A 25,404-nucleotide genomic window follows, 5' to 3' on the forward strand; every position below is an offset into this window, starting at 1 on the left:
CCACAGCGGTTGACACCGTACGGCGCTCGGCCGACCATTGTTGCGAATGGACCGAACGATCGGTCGGTCGGGAGCGAGAGGTCGAGGGGGACCGCATGGCGACAGCATCAGCGCACCGAACGGCCCGCACAGAGGCGGACGAAGCCGCCGACGAAGCGGCGCGCACAGCGGCATACGAGGCGGTCTTCGACGCCGCGGTGGCGGCCGACGAACGCATCGAGCCCCGCGACTGGATGCCCGACGCCTACCGCTCCACCCTGGTCCGCCAGATCGCCCAGCACGCCCACTCCGAGATCATCGGCATGCAGCCGGAAGCCAACTGGATCACGCGCGCGCCCTCGCTGCGCCGCAAGGCGATCCTGATGGCGAAGGTCCAGGACGAGGCGGGCCACGGCCTGTACCTGTACAGCGCGGCCGAGACCCTCGGCGTCGGCCGCGACGAACTGCTGGACAAGCTGCACTCCGGCCGCCAGAAGTACTCGTCGATCTTCAACTACCCGACGCTGACCTGGGCCGACGTCGGCGCCATCGGCTGGCTCGTGGACGGCGCGGCGATCACCAACCAGGTCCCCCTGTGCCGCTGCTCGTACGGCCCGTACGCGCGCGCCATGATCCGCGTGTGCAAGGAGGAGTCCTTCCACCAGCGGCAGGGGTACGAGCTGCTGCTCGCCCTGAGCCAGGGCACCCCCGAGCAGCACGCGATGGCGCAGGACGCGGTCGACCGCTGGTGGTGGCCCTCCCTGATGATGTTCGGCCCGCCCGACGACGAGTCCTCGCACTCCGCCCAGTCGATGGCGTGGAAGATCAAGCGCCACTCGAACGACGAGCTGCGCCAGCGTTTCGTCGACATAGCCGTGCCCCAGGCCGAATCCCTCGGCCTGACCCTGCCCGACCCGGACCTGGTGTGGAACGAGGAGCGGGGACACCACGACTTCGGCGCCATCGACTGGACGGAGTTCTGGGAGGTCCTCAAGGGCAACGGCCCGTGCAACGACCTACGGATCACCCAGCGCCGGCGCGCCCACGAGGAGGGCGCGTGGGTACGGGAGGCGGCCGCGGTCTACGCGGACAAGCACACGAGCCACGCCGTCGGCTCGACGAGCACGACCGGTGAGACAGGAGCGACCCGAGCATGACGAACACCGACTGGCCGCTGTGGGAGGTCTTCGTGCGTTCGCGCCGCGGGCTCTCGCACACCCACGCCGGCAGCCTGCACGCGCCGGACGCCGAGCTGGCCCTGCGCAACGCCCGCGATCTGTACACGCGCCGCGGCGAGGGCGTCTCGATCTGGGTGGTCCCGTCCGCCGCCGTCACGGCCTCCTCGCCCGACGAGAAGGACCCGTTCTTCGAGCCGTCCGCCGACAAGCCCTACCGCCACCCGACGTTCTACGAGATCCCGGAAGGGGTGAAGCACCTGTGACGCTCACCGTGAACACCACGGCCGCCCTGGCCCTCGGCGACGACGCCCTGGTGCTCTCGCACCGGCTGGGGGAGTGGGCCGGCCACGCGCCCGTCCTCGAAGAGGAGGTCGCCCTGGCCAACATCGCGCTGGACCTGCTCGGCCAGGCCCGCGTCCTGCTGTCCATGGCCGGCGACGAGGACGAGCTGGCGTATCTCCGCGAGGAGCGGGCCTTCCGCAACCTCCAGCTCGTCGAGCAGCCGAACGGCGACTTCGCGCACACCATCGCCCGGCAGCTCTACTTCTCCACCTACCAGCGGCTTCTCTACACACAACTGGCATCCGGGGAGAGCGAGTTCGCCCCCCTCGCCGCCAAGGCCGTCAAAGAGGTCGCCTACCACCAGGACCACGCCGAGCAGTGGACCCTGCGCCTCGGCGACGGCACGGACGAGAGCCACGAGCGGATGAGCCGGGCGTGCCTGGCGCTGTGGCGCTTCACCGGCGAGATGTTCCAGCCGCTCGACGGCGTCGGCATCGACTGGGACGGGATGCGGGCCGCCTGGCTGGAGTCCGTGGGGGCCACCCTGCGCCGCGCCACCCTGAAGGTCCCCGAGGGTCCGCAGTCCGGGGCCTGGGCGGCCGGTGCCGGACGCCAGGGTCTGCACACCGAGTCCTTCGGGCGGATGATCGCCGAGATGCAGCACCTGCACCGCAGCCACCCGGGGGCGTCATGGTGACGACCACCGCCCTCGAGGAGGAGCTGCGCCGGCTGGCCGGCTCCGTGCTCGACCCCGAGCTGCCCGTTCTCACCCTGGAGGACCTCGGGGTACTGCGTGCCGTGCACGTCCGCGGCACGGACAGCGTCGAGGTCGAACTGACCCCGACCTACACCGGCTGCCCGGCCGTCGAGGCCATGTCCGCGGACATCGAGCGGGTGCTCCACGAGCACGGCGTACGCGAGGTGTCCGTGCGCACGGTCCTCAGCCCCGCCTGGTCGACCGACGACATCTCGGACGAAGGCCGCCGCAAACTGCGGGAGTTCGGGATAGCGCCGCCACGGGGCACCCGCCCGGCCGGACCGGTGGCTCTCGACCTGGGGCCGACCCGGACGGTCACGGCCGAACCGGAACTGGAGCCCGTCCGCTGCCCGTCCTGCGGATCGGCCGACACCGAACTGCTCAGCCGGTTCTCCTCCACCGCGTGCAAGGCGCTGCGCCGCTGTCTGTCCTGCCGCGAACCGTTCGACCACTTCAAGGAGTTGTGATGGCCCGCTTCCACCCGCTCACGGTGGCCGCGGTCGACCGGATCACCGACGACTCCGTGGCCCTGACCTTCACGGTGCCCGCCGAACTGCGCGAGGACTACCGCCATGCCGCGGGCCAGCATCTGGCGCTGCGCCGCACGGTCGACGGCGCGGAGATCCGCCGCACGTACTCCATCTGCTCACCGGCACCCTCCCCCGACGGCGAGGCGCCGCGCACCCTGCGGGTCGGCGTTCGCCTGGTCGACGGAGGCGCGTTCTCGACGTACGCGCTCAAGGAGATCGCCGTCGGCGACGAGGTGGAGGTGATGATTCCGGCGGGACGCTTCACGCTGGACCCCTCGGCCGGCCTGTACGCGGCGGTGGTGGGCGGCAGTGGGATCACCCCGGTGCTGTCGATCGTCTCGACGCTGCTGGCGCGGGAGCCCGACGCGCGCTTCTGCCTGATCCGCAGCGACCGCACGACGGCCTCGACGATGTTCCTGGAGGAGGTCGCCGACCTCAAGGACCGCTATCCGCAGCGGTTCCAGCTGGTGACCGTCCTCTCCCGGGAGGAACAGCAGGCCGGGCTGCCGTCCGGCCGGCTCGACCGGGAGCGGCTGGCCGGGCTGCTTCCGGCGCTGCTTCCCGTCGACCGGGTGGCCGGATGGTTCCTGTGCGGCCCCCTGGGGCTCGTGGAGGGCGCCGAGGGGGCGCTGCGTGAGCTCGGGGTGTCCCGGACGCGCGTGCACCAGGAGATCTTCCACGTGGACGCCGCCACCACGGCTCCTTCCGCCATACCGGCTCCCGCGCACAGCACGGTGACCGCACGGCTCGACGGTCGCGGCGGCACCTGGCCCGTCCAGGACGGCGAGTCGCTGCTGGACGCGGTCCTGCGCAACCGTCCGGACGCGCCCTACGCCTGCAAGGGGGGCGTGTGCGGCACCTGCCGGGCGTTCCTGGTCTCGGGCGAGGTGCGGATGGACCGCAACTTCGCGCTGGAACCGGAGGAGACGGAGGCCGGGTACGTACTGGCCTGTCAGTCCCATCCCGCCACGGAGAAGGTCGAGCTGGACTTCGACCGCTGAGAAGGAGCGGCCGCTCGTCGGCCGTTCCCTTCTCGTAGAACCTGTTCTATCTTGACGCACCGTCAGATCAGGCTTTCTGTCTGGTCGTTGGTCCGGCGCGTGTGCGGGAGGACGGGATCGTGGACTTCACCTTCACCGAGGAGCAGCAGGCGGCGGTCGAGGCGGCGCAGGGGGTGTTCTCCGGTGTCTCTCCCGACGAGGTGCCCAGTCCCGCGCTCACCCCGGGCGCGGTCGCCGAGGACTTCGACCGGCCCCTGTGGGCGCGGCTCGCCGACGCGGACCTGCTGAGCCTGCTGCTCGACGAGGAGTCCGGCGGGGCGGGCCTCGACGCGATCGCGCTGTGTCTCGTGCTGCGGGAGTCGGCGAAGGTGCTGGCACGGGTACCGCTGCTGGAGAACAGCGCGGCGACCGCAGCGGTGCAACGCCACGGCGGCAAGGAGCTGCGGACGGCGGTGGCGGCTCGGGCCGGCCGGGGCGAACTCGTACTGACCGTCGCCGCCAACGGCAGGACCGGTCACGATCCGGCCGAACTCGCCGTGACCGCACGCCAGGACGGTGCGGGGTGGGTGCTGGACGGTGTACAGACGGCGGTCCCCTGGGCCTTCGACGCCGACTTCGTCGTCGTGCCCGCGCACACGGACGCCGACCGGACCGTCCTCGCCCTGATTCCCCGCGACCACGAGGGGGCCGTACTCGGCGAGCAGATCTCCACGACCGGTGAACGGCTCGGCGAACTGCGGCTGGAGTCCGCCCGGATCGCCGCCGGGTACGTCATCGACGCGCCGGGGGCGTGGGAGTGGCTGCGCGACCTGCTGGCCACCGGGACCTGCGCGCTGGCGCTCGGACTCGGGGAGGAAGTGCTCCGGATGACGAGCGCGTACACGAGCCGGCGGGAGCAGTTCGGGTTCCCGGTCGCCACGTTCCAGGCGGTCGCCGTCCAGGCCGCCGACCGCTACATCGACCTGCGCGCGATGGAGGCGACGCTCTGGCAGGCCGCGTGGCGGATCAGCACGGGAGCCGACGGCGCGCTGCCGGCCGGCGGTGATGTGGCCGTGGCGAAGATCTGGGCGTCCGAAGGGGTGCGCCGGGTCGTGCAGACCGCCCAGCATCTGCACGGAGGGTTCGGCGCCGACACCGAGTACGCGCTGCACCGGTACCACGCCTGGGCCAAGCAACTGGAACTGTCGCTCGGCCCGGCGGCGGCACACGAGGAAGCCCTGGGCGACCTGCTGGCGGCGCACTCGCTGGGGTGAGCGGCGCACTCGCCGGAGTGAGGTGACAGGGCCGGCCCGAAACCCGGCCCTGCGTCCCCGGAGTGAGCGGGCCCGGGCTACAGCACGAAGCCGGGCTCGCCCTTGGCGTTCACGACCGGGCGGCCGACGGTCTCCCAGGACTGCATGCCGCCCTCGACGTTCGCGGCGTCGATGCCCTGCTGGACGAGGTACATGGTCACCTGGGCCGAACGGCCGCCGGAACGGCAGATCACGTTGACCCGGCCGTCCTGAGGGGCCGCCTCGGTCAGCTCGCCGAACCGGGCGACGAAGTCGCTCATGGGAATGTGCAGCGCCCCCTGGGCGTGACCCGCCTCCCACTCGTCGTCCTCCCGGACGTCCAGCAGGAAGTCGTCGACCGCGAGATTGCCGACCCCGACCGTGGGCACACCAGCTCCGAAACTCATGCCTCCGACGCTACCCGACCGCGCCGGTGCGAAGGTCAGGGAGCCTGGGAGATCAGCGTCGCCAGCTCGTACTCGCGCTCACCGACCTGCGTCAGCAGCTGTTCGGCGATCTCCTCCAGAAGACGGTCCGGGTCTTCCGGCGCCAGCTTGAGCATGGCGCCGATGGCGCCCTCCTCCAGCTCGCGGGCGACGAGGGTGAGCATCTCCTTGCGCTGGGACAGCCATTCGAGGCGGGCGTAGAGCTCCTCGCTGCGGCTCGGCTTCCACTCCTCGGGCGCGGGACCGGCGGCCCACTCCGCGGCCAGCTCCCGCAGCAACGCCTCGTCGCCCCGGGCGTACGCGGTGTTCACACGGGAGATGAACTCGTCACGCCGCTTGCGCTCGCCGTCGTCCTGCGCGAGATCCGGGTGAGCCTTGCGCACCAGCTCGCGGAAGAGCTTGCGGGCCTCCTCGCTCGGACGCACGCGCTGCGGAGGCCGGACGGGCTGGTCCGTGAGCATGGCCACGGCCTCGGGGAACAGACCGTCGGAGTCCATCCAGCCGTGGAACAGCTCCTCGACACCGGGCATGGGCATGACTCGCGCCCGTGCCTCGTGCGCCTTGAATATGTCCTCCGGGTCGCCCGTGCGCGCGGCACGCGCCTCGGCGATCTGGGCTTCCAGTTCGTCGAGCCGGGAGTACATCGGACCGAGCTTCTGGTGATGCAGGCGGGAGAAGTTCTCGACCTCGACGCGGAAGGTCTCCACGGCGATCTCGAACTCGATCAACGCCTGCTCGGCCGCTCGCACGGCCCGCTCGAGGCGTGCCTCGGGCCGGTCCTCCCCACGCGGAGCCGGGCTCCCGCCCTCATCGGCCGGAGCCTCGCCCTGCCCGTCGGGCTGCCCTTCGCCCTGTTCAGGCGTCCGGGACCCGGACGTGGCGTCGGAAGAGGCGTTGGAAGGGGCGCCGGAAGCGGCGTCCGCGCCCTCCGCGCCGGCGATGCGGCCGTCGTCGCCGGGGGAGGTGTGGGTCGTCTCGCCCTCCGGGGCACCGGAGTGCTCCCGGCCCCCCTCGAAGGCGGGCTCGGGCTGACTCTGATCGGCTTCCGGGGTCGTCACCCGACCAGCGTAGGCCACACTCCCCCGGGGCTCACTGCCTTCCCCGCCCCTACATCCACCTGACCGGCCACAACGACCCCATTGACCCCAACCACCCCGATCATCCCGACCCCGGAGCCGGCACCGACGCCGACGCCGACGCCGACGCCGACACGCAACGGTGCTGGTACCGGCACGAGCAGGGATACAGACGGCACAGGCGGGGACACAGGCAGAGACACGGGCAGCCCCACCGGCATCGCCACCGTCTCTCCCCCGGTCACACCCCCGGTTCGGAAGCGATCCGTCCGTTGCGGACCGCCGTCGTCAGGGCCGCGTGGTCCGCCTCGGTGCGGTCCGCGTAGGCGACGGCGAAGGAGGCGACGGCCTCGTCCAGCTCCTCGTTCTTGCCGCAGTAACCGGCTATCAGGCGCGGGTCGGCGCTGTGGCTGTGGGCGCGTGCCAGCAGGGCGCCGGTCATGCGGCCGTAGTCGTCGATGTGGTCGGCGGGCAGCGCGGCAGGGTCGACGCTGCCCTTGCGGTTGCGGAACTGGCGTACCTGGTAGGGCAGGCCGTCGACCGAGGTCCAGCCCAGAAGGATGTCGCTGACGACCTGCATCCGCTTCTGGCCGAGGACGACACGGCGACCCTCGTGGGCGACCTCGGGCACCGGATGGCCGATGGTCGCCAGATGCGGCAGCAGCGCCGAGGCACGGGCCTCCTTGACCTGGAGGACCAGAGGTTCGCCGCGGTGGTCCAGGAGCAGCACCACGTACGAGCGGGTGCCGACGCTGCCGGTGCCGACGACGCGGAAGGCGACGTCGTGCACCGCGTGGCGGGCGAGCAACGGCAGACGGTCCTCGGAGAGGGTCGTCAGATAGTGCTCCAGGGACGCCGCGACCGCGGCCGCCTCCTTGTCGGGAACGCGGCGCAGCACGGGTGCCGCGTCGACGAACCGGCGGCCACCGCCTTCCACGGCCTCGGTCGACTTGGCGGCGAAGCGTCCGCTGGTATTGGCCCGCGCCTTCTCGGAGACCCGCTCCAGAGTGCCGAGCAGGTCATGGGCGTCGGTGTGCGAGACGAGTTCCTCGTCGGCGATGGCGTTCCAGGCGTCCAGCACCGGCAGCTTGGCCAGCAGTCGCATGGTGCGGCGGTACGCGCCCACGCAGTCCCGCGCGGCGTCGCGACAGGTGTCCTCGTCCGCTCCGGCTTCCCTGCCCGCGAGCACGAGGGAGGTGGCGAGGCGCTTGAGGTCCCACTCCCAGGGGCCGTCCACCGTCTCGTCGAAGTCGTTCAGATCGATGACCAGGCCGCCGCGGGCGTCGCCGTACAGGCCGAAGTTCGCCGCGTGCGCGTCACCGCAGATCTGGGCGCTGACGCCGGTCATGGGGGTGCGGGCGAGGTCGTACGCCATGAGGCCCGCGCTGCCGCGCAGGAACGCGAAGGGGGTGGCCGCCATCCTGCCGACCCTTATCGGGGTGAGCTCGGGGATCCGGCCCCGGTTCGACTCCTCGACCGCGGCGACGGCGTCCGGCCGGTCGGCATCCGTCAGGAGTTCGGCGTGCGCCGCGCGCGGGACCCGCCCGCGCAGGGCCTTCCCCGCCTCCTTGGGCGACCCCTTCACCGGCCAGGCGGAGAACCCGGGAACCGCGAAGGACCGGACCCCGAACGCCTCGGCCGCCGGCCCGTCCCCGGACGAAGGCAGCGTCCCGGGCTCCGGCACGGACGCACCCCCGCGCTCCGGCACGGACGCGCTCCCGGGCGCCTGCGAGGACGCACCCGCCAACTGCCCGTCGGCGCCCTCCTGCCGTTCCGAACCGGCCTGCTCGACCAGCCCGGCCCGTTCCGTCGGCGCCGTCCGTCGTTCCGCCCCCGCTGTACCGACCTCGGTCATCACGACCGCCTCCCCCCGCGCACGAACATCAACTCGTGCTGACCGTACAGCCGGTCGGGAAAACGTGTCAGACCCTGTGGACAACTCGCCCGCACCCGGGGGAGAAGCCGCGAACGCACCCGCGCGCACAGCTCGAGCGAGCCGCCTCGCGCCCTCGCGCCCTCGCGCGCTATCGCAGCCGCTCCTGGCAGGGACCGCCCTCCGGCAGATGCCTCTCCGCCCAGGACCCGAGCTCCTTCAGGGCCGGTTCGAGCGCCGCGCCCGCCTCCGTCAGGGCGTAGCAAACCCTCAGCGGCGGACCCTCGTTGACCTTGCGCACGACCAGTCCGGCCGCGCCGAGTTCGGTGAGCCGGTCCGAGAGCATCCGCTCGCTGATGCCGGGGATGGCCCGGCGCAGATCGGCGAAATGGACGGGCTGCTGCATCAGGACCGCGACGACGAGACCCGTCCATCGCTTTCCGAGCAGCGTGAAGACACGGGTCATGCCGTCGTCGACCTTCTGACACGGACCCGCCGCGTGGCTTCCCGGTTCTGCCATGTGCCCAGGGTACTGCGCCCATACAAGGGGATGAAAAAAAGTAAGTTCCTGTGTTATCTCTAGTTAGGAACGAAAGAGAAGCTCGTCAGGGCGACTCGGCCCCTGCGACAGCCCTGCCCTGATCCGCTTCACAGCCCCCCATCCGGGACCCGGTCCCACTCCTGATGTCGACGCCCGCCCCTATACATCCCTTTTGCCTGGAGATCACCATGGCCACCCTCCTCCACATCGACTCGTCCGTCTCCCCGGACGGCGCCTCCACCTCGCGTGCCGTGACGGACGCCTTCCGCGCGGCCTGGGAGGAACAGCACCCCGACGGCACGGTCGTCTACCGCGACCTCGCCGCGACTCCCGTGCCGCACATCACGGCCGATGCCCACACCGCCGGTTTCGCCGCCCCTGACACGCACACCCCCGGGCAGGCCGAGGCCTTCGCCGCACGCCTGAAGCTGATCGAGGAGGTGGAGAACGCGGACGCGATCCTGATCGGCGCCCCCATGTACAACTTCTCCATCCCCTCGACCCTGAAGGCATGGCTGGACAACATCGTCCTCATCGGGCGCACCGCCATGGCCGAGGACGCGAAGACCAAGGGCACCCCGGTCACCGTCGTCGCCAGCCGTGGCGGCTCGTACGCGCCGGGCACTCCGCGCGAGGGCTTCGAGTACGTGCAGAACTATCTGGGGGCGGTACTGGGCGACATGCTCGCCCTCGACGTCGAATTCATCGTCCCGGAGCTCACCATGGCCCCGCACAACCCGGCGATGTCCGACCTGGTCCCGCTCTTCGAGGCGTCCCGGAGCAAGGCCCTCGACGACGCGGCCGCCCGGGCGAAGAAGGTCGCCGCGCGCCTCGCCGCCTGACCACGGCGCACCCGCATGAGAGCATCGTCACACTTCACAGCGGCCGCCGGCCGTCCGCGCGACCCGTGACGAGCCGCACTCCCCGGCACGCGACCTCACACCGGAAGGTGGGAAAGCGGCCGGGGCGGGGAGCGGCACCGGAGGAGCCCCGGACAACGCGAAAGCCCCTCAGGTCGAGGACCTGAGGGGCTTTCGGCTGGTGCGCGAGGGGGGAGTTGAACCCCCACGCCCTTTCGGGCACTGGAACCTGAATCCAGCGCGTCTGCCTATTCCGCCACCCGCGCATTGGGTGTGTCTTCCGTCTCCCGCTTTCGCCGCGGGCGCCTTCCGACATGCAGAAGATTAGCACGCTGGCAGGGGTGGAATCACATCACTTTCCCCTGGCCCCACCGCCCGTCCGGCGCCCCCGGCAGGCCCCACGACCGCGGGCCCGGTGCCCTTGCCCTGCCCGGCCTCCCGGCCCGAGCGGCTCCGCGTCCCCCGCCCCACCAGCACCCCGGCCCGCGTCACAGGTTTCAGACAGAACCGGTTCACGTATCAACCTCGTACCGGTCCGGCGCATCTCTCCAGGAGTCGGGCGGGCCGCACAGTCAGGTGCGGGACACTGGTCGTGGGGCGCCTCTACGATCCATGGCAGAAGCAGTGCCGGGAAGAGTTCGAAGAGGGGCCTCTCAGGGAACTTCGGGAGGGGACTTCGGAAGGTGTCGACAACCCGTCGACCGTGCCGACAGGGGGAACCAGCCGATTTCCCGACGCGTGGATACGATCAGTAAGCAGTACCAGCGAGGCCTACCGGCCGGGCTGGTCCAGCAGGGCCAGGAAGACGACAGCAAGCTGTACCAGGACGGCAACGACGGAGGAGGTGCCCCATGGGAGTCCTGAAGAAGTTCGAGCAGCGTCTCGAAGGTCTGGTCAACGGCACCTTCGCCAAGGTGTTCAAGTCCGAGGTCCAGCCCGTGGAGATCGCCGGCGCGCTTCAGCGCGAGTGCGACAACAACGCCACGATCTGGAACCGCGACCGGACCGTCGTCCCGAACGACTTCATCGTCGAGCTGAGCACGCCGGACTTCGAGCGCCTCAGCCCGTACTCCGGCCAGCTCGGCGACGAGCTCGCCGGCATGGTCCGCGACTACGCCAAGCAGCAGCGCTACACCTTCATGGGCCCCATCAAGGTCCATCTGGAGAAGGCGGACGACCTCGACACCGGCCTGTACCGGGTCCGCAGCCGTACGCTCGCCTCCTCCGCCAACCAGCAGTCTCCCGAGCGCGCCCCCGCGGGCCCCGCCCCGGCGGGCCCCCGCGGAGCCCAGGGTCAGGGTGGCTACGGCTACCCGCCCTCGGCCGCTCCCCCCATGCCGTCCGCGCCGCCGCCCGGCGGCCGTCCGGGCGCGGCACCCATGGGTGCCCGGCCCCCGGCCGCCCCGGCGGCGGGTGGCCGTATGCGGCACTGGGTCGAGATCAATGGCTCACGCCACCAGATCTCCCGCCCGACGCTGGTGCTGGGCCGCAGCACCGAAGCCGACGTGCGGATCGACGACCCCGGCGTATCGCGCCGGCACTGTGAGATCCGGACCGGAACGCCCTCGACGATCCAGGATCTCGGGTCCACCAACGGCATCGTGGTGGACGGGCAGCACACAACCCGCGCTACGCTCCGCGACGGCTCGCGGATCGTCGTGGGCAGCACCACCATCATTTACCGGCAAGCCGAAGGGTGAAGCGGGGGCAATGTCAGAGCTGACCCTCACGGTCATGCGGCTGGGTTTCCTGGCCGTTCTGTGGCTGTTCGTGATCGTGGCCGTGCAGGTCATCCGCAGCGACCTGTTCGGAACGCGTGTCACACAGCGCGGCTCCCGCAGGGAAGCCGCGAGGCCCCAGCAGGCCGCGCGACAGGCCGCGCCTCCTCAACAGCGCCAACAGCAGGCGCCCGCGAGCGGTGGCCGGCAGCGCCGAGGCGCACCGTCCAAGCTGGTCGTCTCGGAGGGCACCCTCACGGGCACCACCGTGGCGTTGCAGGGCCAGACCATCACTCTGGGCCGGGCGCACGACAGCACCATCGTGCTGGACGACGACTACGCCTCCAGCAGGCATGCCAGGATCTACCCCGACCGGGACGGCCAGTGGATCGTCGAGGACCTCGGCTCCACCAACGGCACGTATCTCGACCGGAGCCGGCTGACGACCCCGACGCCCGTACCGCTGGGCGCGCCGATCCGCATCGGCAAGACCGTCATCGAGCTGCGGAAGTAGTACGACAATGAGCGAGCGGAGCGAGCACGCAGCGGCGGTCCACACCAGCGACCCCGGCGCGCTCCCGACCGGAGGGTGGGCACCGTGCGGATGTACCCGGAGCCGACGGGCGAGGTGCGCATGAGTCTGTCACTGCGCTTCGCCGCCGGATCGCACAAAGGCATGATCCGCGAGGGCAACGAGGACTCGGGCTACGCCGGTCCCCGGCTGCTCGCGATCGCCGACGGGATGGGCGGCCAGGCCGCCGGTGAGGTCGCCAGCTCCGAGGTGATCTCCACCATCGTCGCGCTCGACGACGACGTACCCGGATCCGACATCCTCACCTCGCTCGGCACCGCCGTGCAGCGGGCCAACGACCAGCTCCGGATGATGGTCGAGGAGGACCCGCAGCTCGAGGGCATGGGCACCACGCTCACCGCCCTGCTGTGGACCGGCCAGCGGCTCGGTCTCGTGCACGTCGGTGACTCCCGCGCGTATCTGCTGCGGGACGGCGTGCTGACGCAGATCACCCAGGACCACACCTGGGTGCAGCGCCTCGTCGACGAGGGCCGCATCACCGAGGAGGAGGCCACCACCCACCCGCAGCGCTCCCTGTTGATGCGCGCGCTGGGCAGTGGCGACCATGTCGAGCCCGACCTCTCGATCCGCGAGGTCCGCGCCGGCGACCGCTATCTCATCTGCTCCGACGGCCTCAGCGGCGTCGTCTCCCACCAGACGATGGAAGACACCCTCGCCAGCTACCAGGGCCCGCAGGAGACCGTGCAGGAGCTCATCCAGCTCGCACTGCGCGGCGGCGGCCCGGACAACATCACCGTCATCGTGGCCGACGTCCTCGACATCGACTCCGGCGACACCCTCGCCGCACAGCTCTCCGACACCCCGGTCGTGGTCGGCGCGGTCGCCGAGAACCAGCATCAGCACCAGCTGCACGACAACGGCGCCATGCAGACCCCCGCCGGCCGTGCCTCGGGCCTCGGCCGGCCCGTGCCCGGACAGGGCGGTGGCGGCGGCGAATTCGGCCCGCCCGGCAGCGGCGACACCACCGGCTACGTCTCCGACGGCAGCTTCGGGGACTACACGGACGAGGACTTCGTCAAGCCCCGCAGCGGACGCAGGTGGCTGAAGCGGTCCTTCTACGTCGTCCTGACGCTCGCCGTCATCGGCGGCGGCCTGTACGGCGGTTACCGCTGGACGCAGACGCAGTACTACGTCGGCGCCCAGGACGAGCACGTCGCGCTCTACCGCGGCATCAGCCAGGACCTGGCCTGGGTCTCGCTCTCGAAGGTGGAGAAGAACCACCCCGAGATCGAACTCAAGTACCTTCCGCCGTACCAGCAGAAGCAGGTCAAGGCCACCATCGCCGAAGGCGGCATCTCCGACGCACAGGCGAAGATCGACGAACTCGCCGTGCAGGCCTCCGCCTGCCGCAAGAACGCCGAGCGCCGCGCGGCCGAGAGCCAGAACAGCGCGAAGCCCAGTACCGGCAAGGCCGGCGGAACCACGGGAACCACAAAGACCTCCCTGACGTCCAAGGCCACGTCCAGCCCGAGCCCGAACCCTTCGAGCTCGGCACCCTCGTCCTCCAAGTCCACGACCGCACCCACTCCCACACCCGGCCCCAGCCTCTCCGACGAGGAGCAGAAGCTGGTCTCGCTGTGCGGTAAGCAGTAAGAAGCCGTGAGGGGCCCTGTCACACGATGAGCAGTAGTACGAACACGCCGACGCACCACACGTCCACGATCGGATCGATCGGCACACCGAGCCGACGCAACACCGAACTGGCCCTGCTGGTCTTCGCCGTTGTCATCCCGGTGTTCGCCTACGCCAACGTGGGCCTCGCCATCGACAAGAAGGTGCCCGCCGGCCTGCTGAGCTACGGCCTGGGCCTCGCCCTGCTGGCCGGTGTCGCCCATCTCGCCGTGCGCAAGTTCGCCCCGTACGCGGACCCGCTGCTGCTGCCGCTGGCCACGCTGCTGAACGGCCTCGGGCTGGTGATGATCTGGCGGCTTGACCAGTCCAAGCTGCTCCAGTCGATCCAGCAGGCCGGCACGGCCGCGCCCCGCCAGCTGATGTACACGGCCCTGGGCATCGCCCTGTTCGTCGGCGTGCTGTTCTTCCTGAAGGACCACCGCGTCCTTCAGCGCTACACCTACATCTCCATGGTCGGCGCCCTGGTGCTGCTGCTCCTGCCGCTGGTGCCGGGCCTCGGCGCCAACATCTACGGCGCCAAGATCTGGATCCACATCGGCAGTTTCTCCATCCAGCCCGGTGAGTTCGCCAAGATCGTCCTGGCGATCTTCTTCGCCGGCTATCTGATGGTGAAGCGGGACGCGCTCGCCCTCGCCAGCCGCCGCTTCATGGGGCTGTACCTGCCCCGCGGCCGCGACCTCGGCCCGATCCTCGTGGTCTGGTTCATCTCGATCCTGATCCTCGTGTTCGAGACCGACCTCGGTACGTCGCTGCTCTTCTTCGGAATGTTCATCGTCATGCTGTACGTCGCCACCGAGCGGACCAGCTGGATCGTCTTCGGTCTGCTGATGTCGGCGGCCGGCGCGGTCGGTGTGGCGACCTTCGAGACGCACGTCCAGCAGCGTGTCCAGGCCTGGCTCGACCCCATGCACGAGTTCATGCTGAGCCGGCAGAACGTCGGCGGCCACACCGAGCAGTCCATGCAGGCGCTGTGGGCCTTCGGCTCCGGCGGCACGCTCGGCACCGGATGGGGCCAGGGCCACTCCGAACTGATCCGGTTCGCCGCCAACTCCGACTTCATCCTCGCCAGCTTCGGCGAGGAACTGGGCCTCGCCGGGATCATGGGGATCCTGGTCATCTACGGCCTGATCGTGGAACGCGGCATCCGCACCGCGCTCGCGGCCCGCGACCCCTTCGGCAAGCTCCTCGCCGTGGGTCTGTCCGGCGGCTTCGCGCTCCAGGTCTTCGTCGTCGCGGGCGGCGTCATGGGCCTGATCCCGCTGACCGGTATGACGATGCCGTTCGTCGCCTACGGAGGCTCCTCCGTCATCGCCAACTGGGCTCTGATGGGCATCCTGATCCGCATCAGCGACACCGCCCGCCGCCCGGCGCCCGCACCCGCCCCCAGCCCCGACGCCGAGATGACCCAGGTGGTCCGCCCGTGAACAAGCCCCTGCGCCGGATCGCGATCTTCTGCGGGCTCCTCGTCCTCGCCCTGCTGCTCCGCGACAACTACGTCCAGTACGTGCAGTCGGACAGCCTGCGGTCCGACTCGAACAACCGCCGTGTCGCCATCGAGCGGTACGCCACTCCGCGCGGCGACATCATCGTCGACGGCGACCCGATCACCGGGGCCACCAAGTCGAAGAAGAACGGCATCAACGACTTCGTCTGGAAGCGCACCTACAAGGACGGCCCCATGTGGGCGCCGGTCACCGGGTACGCCTCCCAGGCCTTCGACGCCTCCCAGCTGGAGAAGCTGGACGACGGCATACTCACCGGCAACGACGACCGGCTGTTCTTCCGCAACACCCTCGACATGATCACCGGCAAGGGGAAGCAGGGCGGCAACGTCGTCACCACCCTCAACGCCGCCGCCCAGAAGGCCGCGTACAAGGGCCTGCTGAGCCGGGGCAAGGGCGCCGTCGCCGCGATCAACCCGCAGACCGGCGCGATCCTGGCGCTCGCCTCGACCCCGTCGTACGACCCCTCCGCCTTCGCCGGCAACTCCGACACCGACGCGACGGCCTGGAACAAGCTCCAGAAGAAGAACAACGCCGACGACCCGATGCTCAACCGGGCGCTGCGCGAGACATACCCGCCCGGCTCCACCTTCAAGGTGGTCACCGCGGCCGCGGCCCTGGAGAACGGCCTGTACAAGACAGCGGACGAACACACCACCACCCCGCTGCCCTACACCCTGCCGACCACCCGGACCGAGCTGAAGAACGAGGGGAACATCCCCTGCAAGAACGCGACCATGCGGATCGCGCTCCGCTTCTCGTGCAACACCGTCTTCGGCAAGATCGGCGCCGACCTCGGCAAGGAGAAGATGCTCTCGGAGGCCGAGAAGTTCGGCTTCAACTCCGAGCAGCTCACCCCGGTGCGTTCCAACGCCTCCGTCTTCCCCACGAAGATGGACCAGCCGCAGACCGCGCTCAGCTCCATCGGCCAGTTCGAGACCGCCGCGACCCCGCTTCAGATGGCCATGGTGGCTTCCGCCGTCGCGAACAACGGCACGCTCATGAAGCCGTACATGGTCGACAAGCTCCAGGCGCCGAACCTGGACGTCGTCTCGCAGACCGATCCGCAGAAGCTCAGCCAGCCTCTCTCCGAGGCCAACGCCCAGATCCTTCAGTCGATGATGGAGACGGTCGTCAAGGAGGGCACGGGCACGAAGGCGCAGATCTCCGGTGTCACCGTGGGCGGCAAGACCGGTACCGCCCAGCACGGTGTGGCCAACAGCGAGAAGCCGTACGCGTGGTTCATCTCCTACGCCAAGCTTCCCGACGGCAGCTCTCCGGTCGCCGTGGCCGTGGTGGTCGAGGACGGCAGCGCCAACCGCGGCGACATCACCGGTGGCGGTCTGGCCGCCCCCATCGCGAGGGACGTGATGAAGGCAGTCATCGACAGCAAGAAGTGACCCCGCTCACGTCCCCATCACATCGGTGCACGTTGCGATACCGGTCCTGTCACGGGTGACGGTCCAGGCCAGGTCACAGAAGGCGATCCGGGTACGGTATGCCCGGACAGCACACCGCCGGACCACACAAGGTGCGGTCGGGACCGACGGAGAGGGCTGGTAGGTAGCTATGGAAGAGCCGCGTCGCCTAGGCGGCCGGTACGAGCTGGGCCACGTGCTCGGCCGTGGTGGCATGGCGGAGGTCTACCTCGCGCATGACACCCGGCTCGGCCGTACCGTAGCGGTGAAGACGCTGCGGGCCGACCTCGCACGCGACCCGTCGTTCCAGGCCCGGTTCCGCCGGGAGGCCCAGTCGGCCGCCTCGCTCAACCATCCCGCGATCGTCGCCGTCTACGACACGGGTGAGGACTACATCGACAACACCTCCATCCCGTACATCGTGATGGAGTACGTCGACGGATCCACGCTGCGCGAGCTGCTGCACTCGGGACGCAGGCTGCTGCCCGAGCGGTCCATGGAAATGACGATCGGCATCCTCCAGGCCCTGGAGTACTCGCACCGCGCCGGCATCGTCCACCGCGACATCAAGCCCGCCAACGTGATGCTGACGCGCAACGGCCAGGTCAAGGTCATGGACTTCGGCATCGCCCGCGCCATGGGCGACTCCGGCATGACGATGACGCAGACCGCCGCCGTGATCGGCACGGCCCAGTACCTCTCGCCGGAGCAGGCCAAGGGCGAGCAGGTCGACGCCCGCTCGGACCTCTACTCCGCCGGCTGTCTGCTGTACGAGCTGCTGACCGTGCGCCCGCCCTTCGTGGGCGACTCCCCGGTGGCCGTCGCGTACCAGCACGTCCGCGAGGAGCCGCAGCCTCCGTCGGTCTTCGACCCCGAGATCACGCCCGAGATGGACGCGATCGTGCTGAGGGCTCTCGTGAAGGACCCGGACTACCGCTACCAGTCCGCCGACGAGATGCGAGCCGACATCGAGGCCTGCCTCGACGGCCAGCCCGTCGCGGCCAGCGCCGCCATGGGCTCGGTCGGCTACGGCGGATACGGCGACGACCAGCAGACCACCGCCCTGCGCTCCGCGGACGCCCAGGCCACGTCGATGCTGCCGCCCATGAACCCGGACGACGGCGGTTACGGCTACGACGACCGCCCCGACCGCCGCCGTCAGAAGAAGAACAACACCTCGACGATCCTCCTGGTCGTCGCCGGTGTCCTGGTGCTCATCGGCGCGATCCTGATCGGGAAGTACGCGTTCTCGGGCAAGGGCACGAACGGCGAAGCGTTCGACGTGCCCAACTTCGTGAGCCAGACGCTGCCGGACGCCAGGAAGATGGCGGACAACCGTGAGCTGAAGCTCTCCCCCACGCGCAAACCGTGCGACAAGGAACCCAAGGGCAACATCTGCTCGCAGGATCCGCCGCTCGGCTCGACGGTGCACAAGGGCGACACGATCAACGTGGTCGTGTCCACCGGGGCGCCGAAGGTGGCCGTACCGAACGTCACGGGCAAGACCCTGGACAAGGCCACGGAGATCCTCGAGGGCGACAAGTACAAGCTCAATGTGAAGACGAAGTTCGAGGAGTCGACGGGGACCCCGAACCTCGTCCTGGAACAGAACCCGAACCTCGGTGACGAGGTGGAGAAGGGTTCGGACATCACCCTGACCGTGTCCAAGCTGAAGAAGCAGTCCATCGTCCCGGACGTCTCAGGCAAGAGCTGTGACGAGGCCAAGGCGCAGATGACGGCCAACGGCCTCGTCGGCCAGTGCGTCGACACGGACACCGACGACCAGAACCTGGTCGGCAAGGTCATCCAGACGACACCGAACGCCAACGCCCAGGCGGACCCCGGCTCCACGGTCCAGATCCAGATCGGCAAGGCCAAGCAGCAGACGACGGTCCCGGGCGTCGTCGGCAAGACCGTGGCCGAGGCGAGGCAGATCCTTCAGGGCGCCGGCTTCAACAACATCCAGTTCCAGCCGGGCAGTGACGGAAGCGACGACGCGAGGGTGATCGCCCAGGACCCGCTCGCCAACAGCCCGGTCGACAGCCCGGACAACACCACGATCACGCTGACCACGGTGAAGCTCGGCAACGGCAACAACGGCGGCGGTTTCCTCGGCGGGAACAACGGATAGTCCCCACCGGAGAACCGCCCACCCGGGCGACTGACGGAAAGGGCCCCGGCACTCTTGAGTGCCGGGGCCCTTTCCGTGGTCCGGAGACCAACGGGCGCGGGTGCCATACCAACGGCCGGACACCGACCGGCGCCAACTCGGTTCCTTCGGTCGGAGGACCGACCGGCGCTAGCTCAGTTCCTTCGGTGGTGTCCGGGCGCTGTCGACCTTGTCGACGCGTTCCAGTTCGCCCCACACCACGTAGCGGTAGCGAGAGGTGTACACCGGGGTGCAGGTCGTCAGGGTGATGTAGTGGCCGGGCTTCGTTCTGCCCGACTGCTTCGGGACCGTCTGGAGAACCTTGACGTCGTACTTCGAGGTCTCCGGAAGGATGTCGAAGACCTTGTAGACGTACCACTTGTCCCGGGTCTCGAAGACGATCGCGTCGCCCTTGCCGATCTTGTCGATGTTGTGGAACTTGGCGCCGTGGCCGTCCCGGTGGGCGGCGAGGGTGAAGTTGCCGTTCTTCCCGGTCATCGGCAGGGACGCCTTGACGGGTTCCGTGTAGTAGCCGGCGACACCTTCGTTGAGGACCTTCGTCGCCGTGCCCTTCTGCACGAGGACCTCGCCGTTCTTCATCGCCGGGACGTGCAGGAAGCCGATGCCGTCCTTGGTGTCCAGGGCGCCCGGACCGCTCGGGGCCTGGGCCCAGTGGTCGCGGACCTTGTCGCCCTGCTTGTGCGCCTCCCGGTCGGCCACGACGTTCGTCCACCACAGCGAGTAGACGACGAACAGGCCGAGCACCAGTCCCACCGTGATGAGGAGCTCGCCGAAGACGCTGACCGTCATCGCGAACCATCCCATGCGCCGACGTCCGCCGGGCATCTCACCGGGGGCCGCGTATCCGGCTTCCGATCCGGCGCGTTCGTCGTGGTCGGTCCTCGCTGCCACTGTTCATCTGCCCCGTCTGGTCTGTCTCAGGTTGTCTCTCGTGCACGTGACGCCCGCGCGCTCGTCCCAGCGCCGGCGTCCGTCCTCAGCCGAGCAGCGCGTCGGGCTTGCCCTTGCTGCGCGGCCGGTCCTCGACCATCTTGCCCCAGACGATCATCCGGTACTTACTGGTGAACTCCGGTGTGCAGGTGGTCAGTGTGATGTAGCGGCCCGGCGCGGTGAAACCCGAGCCCTTGGGAATCGGATCGAGCACGCTCGTGTTGCTCGGACTCGTCACCGGCAGGATCGACGCCATCTTGTAGACGTAGTAGTCGTCCTGCGTCTCGACGACGATCTCGTCGCCCGGCTTGAGGCGGTTGATGTAGCGGAACGGTTCGCCGTGGGTGTTGCGGTGCCCCGCGAGCGCGAAGTTGCCGGTCTTGGCATCGGGCATCGCCGTCTTGAGGGGGGCCTCGCCGTAGTGCCCGACCATGCCGCGGTCGAGCACGTTCGTCTTGCTGGTGCCCTCGGCGATCGGCGCGATCACGTCCAGCTTCGGGATGTGCAGAATGGCGAAGCCCTGCCCGGGCGAGAACGTCCCCGGGTTCCGCTTCCCGCTCGCCCAGTCCTGCTGGAGGCTGTTCGCGGCGCTGCCCGCCTCCGCGTGCGCCAGCACGTTCGACCACCACAGCTGGTAGGTGACGAACAGCAGCATCAGCACGCCGGCGGTGATGAACACCTCGCCGACCATCCGGCTGACGAGGACCACCGCACCGGGTTTCGACGCCCGCGCCGCGCGCCGGGCGTCCATCCGGCTCCGAGGGGTCCCAGCGGCCTCCTGAGCCGCCTCCTGGGGCTCGTGGGGGTCCTGTGGTCCTCCGTGCCGCCCACGGCGTCCGGCGGCCCTACGGCGGGCCGCACGGCCTCCGGAGGCGGGAGAGGCCCCGTCGTCGGCCGCACGCACGCGGCGCTCCGCCCTCGCGGAGGAACCGGGAAGGCGCAACGCGACCGTCTCGTCGTCCAACGACAGGCCCGGCACGACCGGTTCCGCCATGGGAGCGGTCATCGGAGCGGTCACGGGAGGGGCCATGGGCGCGGTCATGGGGGCGGTCATGGGGGCGGCCATGGGGGCGGCCACGGAAGCGTGGCCGGGCGCCTGTCCGCGGTAATGGCCCGCCGCGGGCTCCTGGTAAGGCGGCGCGTACGTCCGCTCGTACTCGTCGGCGTACGACGGTGCCGACGCCGGGGTGGAGGGCATCGCCTGCGTCGGAGCCTGTGTCCGGGCCGCCTGGGCCTGAGCGGCGTACGCCTGTGCCTGTGCTTGGGCCTGTGCTTGGGCCTGCGCCTGCTGGGCCTGCGCGGACCGCGCTTGAGCCGCCTGTGCCTGAGCCTGGTGGGCTGCCTGAAGTTGCGCGGCCTGCATCCGGGCCGCCTGCTCGTGCTGCTGTGCCGCGTACCAGTCGGGTCCGTACCCGCCGTGGTCGTAGCCCTGCTGCTGTACGCCCTGTCCCTGGCCGGGCAGCGGATCCGTCAGGGGGTCCGCGAGTCCTCCGACCTCCGCCTCGAACGCGCCGGCGCCCCCGTACGCGGCCTCGCCGCCGTAGGGGGAGCTGTCGCGCTCGGGGCGCAGCGCGGTCACGCCGTGGCCCTGCCCACCACCGGGGCGAGCCCCGCCGACCTCGCTACGGCCACTTTGTCGCCGCACTCGAGCAACCAGTTCGCGAGCATCCTGTGGCCGTGCTCGGTCAGCACCGACTCCGGGTGGAACTGCACACCCTCGACAGGCAGTTCACGGTGTCTGAGACCCATGACGATTCCGTCGTGCGTTCGGGCGGTGACCTCCAGCTCGGCCGGGACGGTCTCCGGCTCGGCAGCCAGCGAGTGGTAGCGGGTCGCCGTGAAGGGTGAGGGCAGTCCGGCGAAGACGCCCTTGCCGTGGTGCTCCACGAGCGAGGTCTTCCCGTGCAGCAGCTCGGGCGCCCGGTCGACCACACCCCCGTAGGCGACCTGCATCGACTGCATTCCGAGGCAGACACCGAAGACGGGGACCCCGGTCGCGGCGCAGTGCCGGACCATGTCGATGCAGACACCGGCCTGTTCGGGAGCGCCGGGTCCCGGGGACAGGAGCACACCGTCGAAGCCGTCCTGGGCGTGCGCGGGCGACACCTCGTCGTTGCGCAGCACTTCGCACTCCGCGCCCAACTGATACAGGTACTGGACCAGGTTGAAGACGAAGCTGTCGTAGTTGTCCACGACGAGGATGCGCGTGCTCACTGGTTGTCCACCGTCACATCGTTGAAGGGCAGCAGCGGTTCGGCCCACGGGAAGATGTACTGGAAGAGCACGTAGACCACCGCCAGGACGAGCACGAGTGAGACGAGCGCCCTCACCCATACGTTCCCCGGCAGATGCCGCCAGATCCAGCCGTACATGCCGTCCCTTCCGTCGCCGTACGCCAACAGACTAACGGCGCAGAGCCGCCGGTCTCCCTGCCTCCACAGGCTGTGTGGAATCAAGGTGTGCCCAGACGATCAACCGGTGGCTGTGCCCCCACTCCGGATCGCACGTGGTCAGCGTGAGATAGCGCCCCGGACGCGTATACCCGGACTTACGTGGCACAGGGTCGATCACCTCAATGTCGGAGGGCACGGTTTTGTAGGGCCCTTTGTCGATCCGATACGTGAACCAGGTGGTCCCGTCCGTCAGCACCACCGCGTCACCCCGGCGGAGCTCGGGAAAGTCCTTGAAGGGATCTCCGTACGTACGCCGGTGACCGGCGACCGAGAAGTTTCCCCCCTGACCGAGCTGGGCGGTACCCCGGTAATGACCGAGCCCGTTCTTGAGCACCTGTGTGGCCGTGCCTTCCAGCACGGGCTTGTTCCACGTGAAACCAAGACGCGGGATGTACATGACCGCGAACGGGCCGCCGAACTTATAGGGGCCTGGCGCCTTCGGGCTTCCGGTGGCCGTCCCGCCGCCGCTGCCCGGCGCTCCCGAGGAGTGGGAGCCGCTCTTCGGCGACGTGGCCACCGCGTTCTTCGACCACTGCTTCTGGAGCACCTCGATCTGGTGGTTCATCGCGCTGTCGGCTTTGACGCCCGTCCAGAACAGTACGTAGACCACGAAGAGCACGATCAGGGTGCCGACGGTCAGGCACAACTCACTGATCGTCCTGACGACCACTCGCACCGACACAAGGCCCCCCGGCGGCAGTTCGCTCCACAGGCTTCGCCCACTGCTCCGCGAGGTCCGGCTTCTACTCGACGGGCTTCGCGTAGTGGAGATCCACTGTGCCCGAGTAGCCGGGAAGAGTCACCGTCCCGTTCTCCTCGACTTTCCAGCCGAGCCCGTAGACGTTGACGTACACCATGTAGTTCTGGATCGCCGGGGAGGCGGCGAGCGACTTCTGGAGCTTGGCCGGGTCCCCGATGGCGGTGATCTTGTAGGGGGGCGAGTAGACGCGGCCCTGGAGGATCAGGGTGTTGCCGACGCAGCGCACGGCGCTGGTGGAGATCAGCCGCTGGTCCATCACCTTGATGCCCTTGGCGCCGCCCTGCCACAGGGCGTTCACCACCGCCTGGAGGTCCTGCTGGTGGATGACCAGGTAGTCGGGCTGCGGCTCGGGGTAGCCGGGAAGCTTCGCCGTGGCGTTGGGCGGGGCGTCGTTCAGCGTGACCGTGACGGCCTCACCCTTGGCCTTCTTGGTACCCGCGTCCTTCTCCAGCGTCGCCAGCCTGGCGTCCCCGGCGGCGCTGCTGCCGTCCTCGCGGCCGGCGAGGCCGTCCACATCGCGGCGCAGGGCGCCGTTGGACTCGTCCAGCGTCGCGTTCTTGTGGCTGCGCTCCTGAATCAGGTCGGAGAGCTTCAGCAACGACGAGTCCGTACGGATGTTCGTACCCTTGGCCGTGTCGAAGCTCGTGAAGAAGATGAGGCCCGCGAGGGCGAAGACGGCCACCGTGAGAACACGTACCGGCCGGAAACGGTGCGTACCGCCAGGACTGGAATTCGTCCCGGGGGAGTCGGCAGAATTGCTCAACGTACCCTTATCTCCTTCGGCGGCGCGGAAGCACTACGCTAACGGACGCCCGGGGGAGCACTCAGTGTCCCCTTGTACGCTGCCCCGGAGCCCGCCCCAGTTCCCTGCGCGGCCACGCAGCGCATCGACAGGAGAGACCCTCGTGCCGAAGTCACGTATCCGCAAGAAGGCCGACTACACGCCGCCCCCGGCGAAGCAGGCGACCAACATCAAGCTGACCAGCAACACCTGGGTGGCACCGGCCATGCTGGCCATGTTCCTCATCGGTCTCGCCTGGATCGTCCTCTTCTACGTGACGGACGGCTCCCTACCGATCGACGCGCTCGACAACTGGAACATCGTGGTCGGCTTCGGCTTCATCGCGGGCGGGTTCGGCGTCTCCACGCAGTGGAAGTGACCGTCTTCGCTCATACGGAAGCTACGCGGGCGCGAGCTCTGCCCACAGCTGTCCACTGAGTTATCCACAAGACTTATCCACAGGTGGAAAAGAAAGACGATCTGTGGATAACTAATCCACGGTTGACGCCGGTGTGACCGGTCCGCCGGTCCCCGCAAAAGTGTTCGCCCCCTGTCCGACCTGGGGAAACTCGGGTCAGTGACAGGGGGCACAGCTGTTCCCGCGCTGCGTGCACAAGATCCGCCACGATCTGTGGACAACATCACTTCTCAGGAGAGCCACGGGCTCTCTCAGGTGAGCCGGACAGGCTCTGTCAGGTGAGCTGAGCCGTTCTGAGCAGGGTCGCGACGACCACCGCGAGAAGCATCAGCGTGGAGACCCCGTACTGGACGAGGTTCCTCCGCTCGCGCGGCGCGTGGACCATCGCGTAGCCGACCACCACACCGCCGATCAGGCCGCCGACGTGCGCCTGCCAGGCGATGTTGAAGCCGGGCGAGAAGCTGATGATCAGGTTGACCACCAGCAGACCGATGACCGGCCGCATGTCGTAGTTGAGCCGGCGCATCAGGATCGCGGTGGCGCCGAACAGACCGAAGATCGCGCCGGAGGCGCCGAGCGACGGCTGGTCGGGGCCCGCGAGCAGATACGAGAGCGCGCTGCCCGCCAGGCCCGAGACGAAGTAGAGCGTGATGTAGCGGGCGCGGCCGAGCGCTGCCTCCAGCGGACCGCCGATCCACCAGAGGCTGACCATGTTGAAGAGAATGTGCATGACGCTGCCGTGCAGGAACATCGACGTCAGCATCCGGTACCACTGGCCTTCGGCCACGCCCTGGACCTCGCCGGAGAGCCAGGCGCGGCCGAACAGGTCGAAGTTGTTGGTGAAGGCGTCGCCCACCGCGACCTGGATCAGGTAGAGGGCGAGGTTGAGGCCGATCAGCACCTTGGTGACGAGCCGGGGGTCGGCCGCGACGGTGCCGCCCGCGAGAGTGCGGGGCTGATTGGCCGTCGGGGCGTGGCCGGTGCCGGAGCCGCCTCGGACGCAGTCGGGGCACTGGAAACCGACGGAGGCGCTGACCATGCACTCGGGGCAGATCGGACGCTCGCAGCGGGTACAGCGCACGCCGGCCTCGCGGTCCGGGTGCCGATAGCAGCCGGGCAGGCTCCGGGAGTCCTGCGGTCCCTGATCCGGCGGGCCCTGCGGGCTGCCGGGCGGCTGCTGGTCCATGGGGTCCCCACAATCTCCGTACGGCGGTTCGCACACGGTCACGACGGGTC

The 25,404-nt window shown here is 69.5% G+C and carries 26 protein-coding genes and 1 tRNA gene; 15 read left to right on the plus strand and 12 right to left on the minus strand.

The features are described from left to right. The first annotated feature begins 95 nt into the window (after positions 1-95). The 6 genes from paaA (at position 96) to ABZV42_RS05790 (ending at position 4,980) form a co-directional block, all read left to right on the plus strand. Positions 96-1,136, plus strand: coding sequence for a 1,2-phenylacetyl-CoA epoxidase subunit PaaA (paaA, locus tag ABZV42_RS05765; RefSeq protein WP_356050968.1), 1,041 nt, complete (start codon positions 96-98; stop codon positions 1,134-1,136). Further along, positions 1,133-1,420, plus strand: a complete 288-nt coding sequence (paaB, locus tag ABZV42_RS05770; protein WP_164372737.1) for a 1,2-phenylacetyl-CoA epoxidase subunit PaaB — start codon at positions 1,133-1,135, stop codon at positions 1,418-1,420. Before paaA ends, paaB begins: the two co-directional genes overlap by 4 nt. Further along, positions 1,417-2,136, plus strand: a complete 720-nt coding sequence (gene paaC, locus ABZV42_RS05775) for a 1,2-phenylacetyl-CoA epoxidase subunit PaaC (RefSeq protein ID WP_355981823.1) — start codon at positions 1,417-1,419, stop codon at positions 2,134-2,136. Before paaB ends, paaC begins: the two co-directional genes overlap by 4 nt. After that, positions 2,130-2,663 carry a 1,2-phenylacetyl-CoA epoxidase subunit PaaD gene (gene paaD / locus ABZV42_RS05780; RefSeq protein WP_355981820.1) on the plus strand — a complete coding sequence of 178 codons (534 nt, stop codon included), beginning with the start codon at positions 2,130-2,132 and terminating at the stop codon, positions 2,661-2,663. The genes paaC and paaD overlap by 7 nt, the downstream gene beginning before the upstream one ends. Then, on the plus strand, positions 2,663-3,727 hold the full coding sequence (locus tag ABZV42_RS05785) for a 2Fe-2S iron-sulfur cluster-binding protein (RefSeq protein WP_356050969.1): 1,065 nt from the start codon (positions 2,663-2,665) through the stop codon (positions 3,725-3,727). Before paaD ends, ABZV42_RS05785 begins: the two co-directional genes overlap by 1 nt. Before the next feature lie 119 nt (positions 3,728-3,846). Further along, positions 3,847-4,980, plus strand: a complete 1,134-nt coding sequence (locus ABZV42_RS05790; protein WP_356050970.1) for an acyl-CoA dehydrogenase family protein — start codon at positions 3,847-3,849, stop codon at positions 4,978-4,980. A 77-nt stretch (positions 4,981-5,057) separates the two neighbouring features. Here ABZV42_RS05790 and ABZV42_RS05795 read toward each other — a convergent pair whose 3' ends face one another. From ABZV42_RS05795 to ABZV42_RS05810, 4 genes are all read right to left on the minus strand, one after another. Next, on the minus strand, positions 5,058-5,405 hold the full coding sequence (locus tag ABZV42_RS05795; protein ID WP_355981814.1) for a rhodanese-like domain-containing protein: 348 nt from the start codon (positions 5,403-5,405) through the stop codon (positions 5,058-5,060). Between the two features lie 35 nt (positions 5,406-5,440). Then, the gene (locus ABZV42_RS05800; protein ID WP_356051054.1) at positions 5,441-6,385 is read right to left on the minus strand and encodes a hypothetical protein; all 945 of its coding nucleotides are present in this window, start codon (positions 6,383-6,385) and stop codon (positions 5,441-5,443) included. A 376-nt stretch (positions 6,386-6,761) separates the two neighbouring features. Beyond that, entirely contained in the window at positions 6,762-8,375 is a 1,614-nt protein-coding gene (locus ABZV42_RS05805) for a DUF2252 domain-containing protein (protein ID WP_355981812.1), read from the minus strand. A gap of 169 nt (positions 8,376-8,544) precedes the next feature. Then, entirely contained in the window at positions 8,545-8,913 is a 369-nt protein-coding gene (locus ABZV42_RS05810) for a helix-turn-helix domain-containing protein (RefSeq protein ID WP_355981810.1), read from the minus strand. A 209-nt stretch (positions 8,914-9,122) separates the two neighbouring features. Between ABZV42_RS05810 and ABZV42_RS05815 the strand changes: the two genes are divergently transcribed. Continuing rightward, complete coding sequence (locus ABZV42_RS05815; protein ID WP_356050971.1) at positions 9,123-9,776, plus strand: NAD(P)H-dependent oxidoreductase; 654 nt, start codon at positions 9,123-9,125, stop codon at positions 9,774-9,776. A 197-nt stretch (positions 9,777-9,973) separates the two neighbouring features. On the opposite strand, the gene ABZV42_RS05820 is transcribed toward ABZV42_RS05815, so the two are convergent. Then, positions 9,974-10,060, minus strand: a tRNA-Leu gene (locus tag ABZV42_RS05820). A gap of 472 nt (positions 10,061-10,532) precedes the next feature. On the opposite strand from ABZV42_RS05820, the gene ABZV42_RS05825 reads away from it, so the two are divergent. The 7 genes from ABZV42_RS05825 (at position 10,533) to pknB (ending at position 18,787) form a co-directional block, all read left to right on the plus strand. Beyond that, the gene (locus tag ABZV42_RS05825) at positions 10,533-10,658 is read left to right on the plus strand and encodes a hypothetical protein (protein ID WP_355981806.1); all 126 of its coding nucleotides are present in this window, start codon (positions 10,533-10,535) and stop codon (positions 10,656-10,658) included. After that, on the plus strand, positions 10,646-11,494 hold the full coding sequence (locus tag ABZV42_RS05830; protein ID WP_355981804.1) for a DUF3662 and FHA domain-containing protein: 849 nt from the start codon (positions 10,646-10,648) through the stop codon (positions 11,492-11,494). The genes ABZV42_RS05825 and ABZV42_RS05830 overlap by 13 nt, the downstream gene beginning before the upstream one ends. A gap of 10 nt (positions 11,495-11,504) precedes the next feature. Next, positions 11,505-12,026 (plus strand): FHA domain-containing protein, encoded by a 522-nt coding sequence (locus ABZV42_RS05835; RefSeq protein ID WP_037614909.1) that lies wholly within the window; start codon positions 11,505-11,507, stop codon positions 12,024-12,026. 90 nt (positions 12,027-12,116) lie between these two features. After that, complete coding sequence (locus tag ABZV42_RS05840) at positions 12,117-13,697, plus strand: Stp1/IreP family PP2C-type Ser/Thr phosphatase (protein ID WP_355982040.1); 1,581 nt, start codon at positions 12,117-12,119, stop codon at positions 13,695-13,697. A gap of 26 nt (positions 13,698-13,723) precedes the next feature. Next, the gene (locus tag ABZV42_RS05845) at positions 13,724-15,160 is read left to right on the plus strand and encodes an FtsW/RodA/SpoVE family cell cycle protein (protein ID WP_355981801.1); all 1,437 of its coding nucleotides are present in this window, start codon (positions 13,724-13,726) and stop codon (positions 15,158-15,160) included. After that, the gene (locus ABZV42_RS05850; RefSeq protein WP_356050972.1) at positions 15,157-16,638 is read left to right on the plus strand and encodes a penicillin-binding transpeptidase domain-containing protein; all 1,482 of its coding nucleotides are present in this window, start codon (positions 15,157-15,159) and stop codon (positions 16,636-16,638) included. Before ABZV42_RS05845 ends, ABZV42_RS05850 begins: the two co-directional genes overlap by 4 nt. A gap of 169 nt (positions 16,639-16,807) precedes the next feature. Then, positions 16,808-18,787: a Stk1 family PASTA domain-containing Ser/Thr kinase gene (gene pknB / locus ABZV42_RS05855; protein ID WP_355981797.1), complete on the plus strand. Its 1,980-nt coding sequence runs from the start codon at positions 16,808-16,810 to the stop codon at positions 18,785-18,787. A 168-nt stretch (positions 18,788-18,955) separates the two neighbouring features. Here pknB and ABZV42_RS05860 read toward each other — a convergent pair whose 3' ends face one another. The 6 genes from ABZV42_RS05860 to ABZV42_RS05885 form a co-directional block, all read right to left on the minus strand. Further along, positions 18,956-19,651: a class E sortase gene (locus ABZV42_RS05860; protein ID WP_355982038.1), complete on the minus strand. Its 696-nt coding sequence runs from the start codon at positions 19,649-19,651 to the stop codon at positions 18,956-18,958. Between the two features lie 151 nt (positions 19,652-19,802). Continuing rightward, complete coding sequence (locus tag ABZV42_RS05865) at positions 19,803-21,335, minus strand: class E sortase (protein WP_356050973.1); 1,533 nt, start codon at positions 21,333-21,335, stop codon at positions 19,803-19,805. Further along, positions 21,332-21,970: an aminodeoxychorismate/anthranilate synthase component II gene (locus ABZV42_RS05870; protein ID WP_355981796.1), complete on the minus strand. Its 639-nt coding sequence runs from the start codon at positions 21,968-21,970 to the stop codon at positions 21,332-21,334. The genes ABZV42_RS05865 and ABZV42_RS05870 overlap by 4 nt, the downstream gene beginning before the upstream one ends. After that, positions 21,967-22,128 carry a hypothetical protein gene (locus tag ABZV42_RS05875; protein ID WP_355981795.1) on the minus strand — a complete coding sequence of 54 codons (162 nt, stop codon included), beginning with the start codon at positions 22,126-22,128 and terminating at the stop codon, positions 21,967-21,969. Before ABZV42_RS05875 ends, ABZV42_RS05870 begins: the two co-directional genes overlap by 4 nt. Before the next feature lie 31 nt (positions 22,129-22,159). Next, positions 22,160-22,885: a class E sortase gene (locus ABZV42_RS05880; protein WP_355982034.1), complete on the minus strand. Its 726-nt coding sequence runs from the start codon at positions 22,883-22,885 to the stop codon at positions 22,160-22,162. Between the two features lie 67 nt (positions 22,886-22,952). Further along, complete coding sequence (locus ABZV42_RS05885) at positions 22,953-23,732, minus strand: DUF881 domain-containing protein (protein ID WP_355981793.1); 780 nt, start codon at positions 23,730-23,732, stop codon at positions 22,953-22,955. Positions 23,733-23,874: 142 nt separating this feature from the next. Between ABZV42_RS05885 and crgA the strand changes: the two genes are divergently transcribed. Then, on the plus strand, positions 23,875-24,129 hold the full coding sequence (gene crgA / locus ABZV42_RS05890; RefSeq protein ID WP_355981791.1) for a cell division protein CrgA: 255 nt from the start codon (positions 23,875-23,877) through the stop codon (positions 24,127-24,129). Positions 24,130-24,442: 313 nt separating this feature from the next. Here crgA and ABZV42_RS05895 read toward each other — a convergent pair whose 3' ends face one another. Beyond that, a complete protein-coding gene (locus ABZV42_RS05895) occupies positions 24,443-25,354 on the minus strand; it encodes a rhomboid family intramembrane serine protease (protein ID WP_356050974.1) in 912 nt (303 codons plus the stop codon). Positions 25,355-25,404: the final 50 nt, after the last annotated feature.

The sequence above is a fragment of the Streptomyces sp. NPDC005281 genome (assembly GCF_040607495.1).
Taxonomy (GTDB): domain Bacteria; phylum Actinomycetota; class Actinomycetes; order Streptomycetales; family Streptomycetaceae; genus Streptomyces.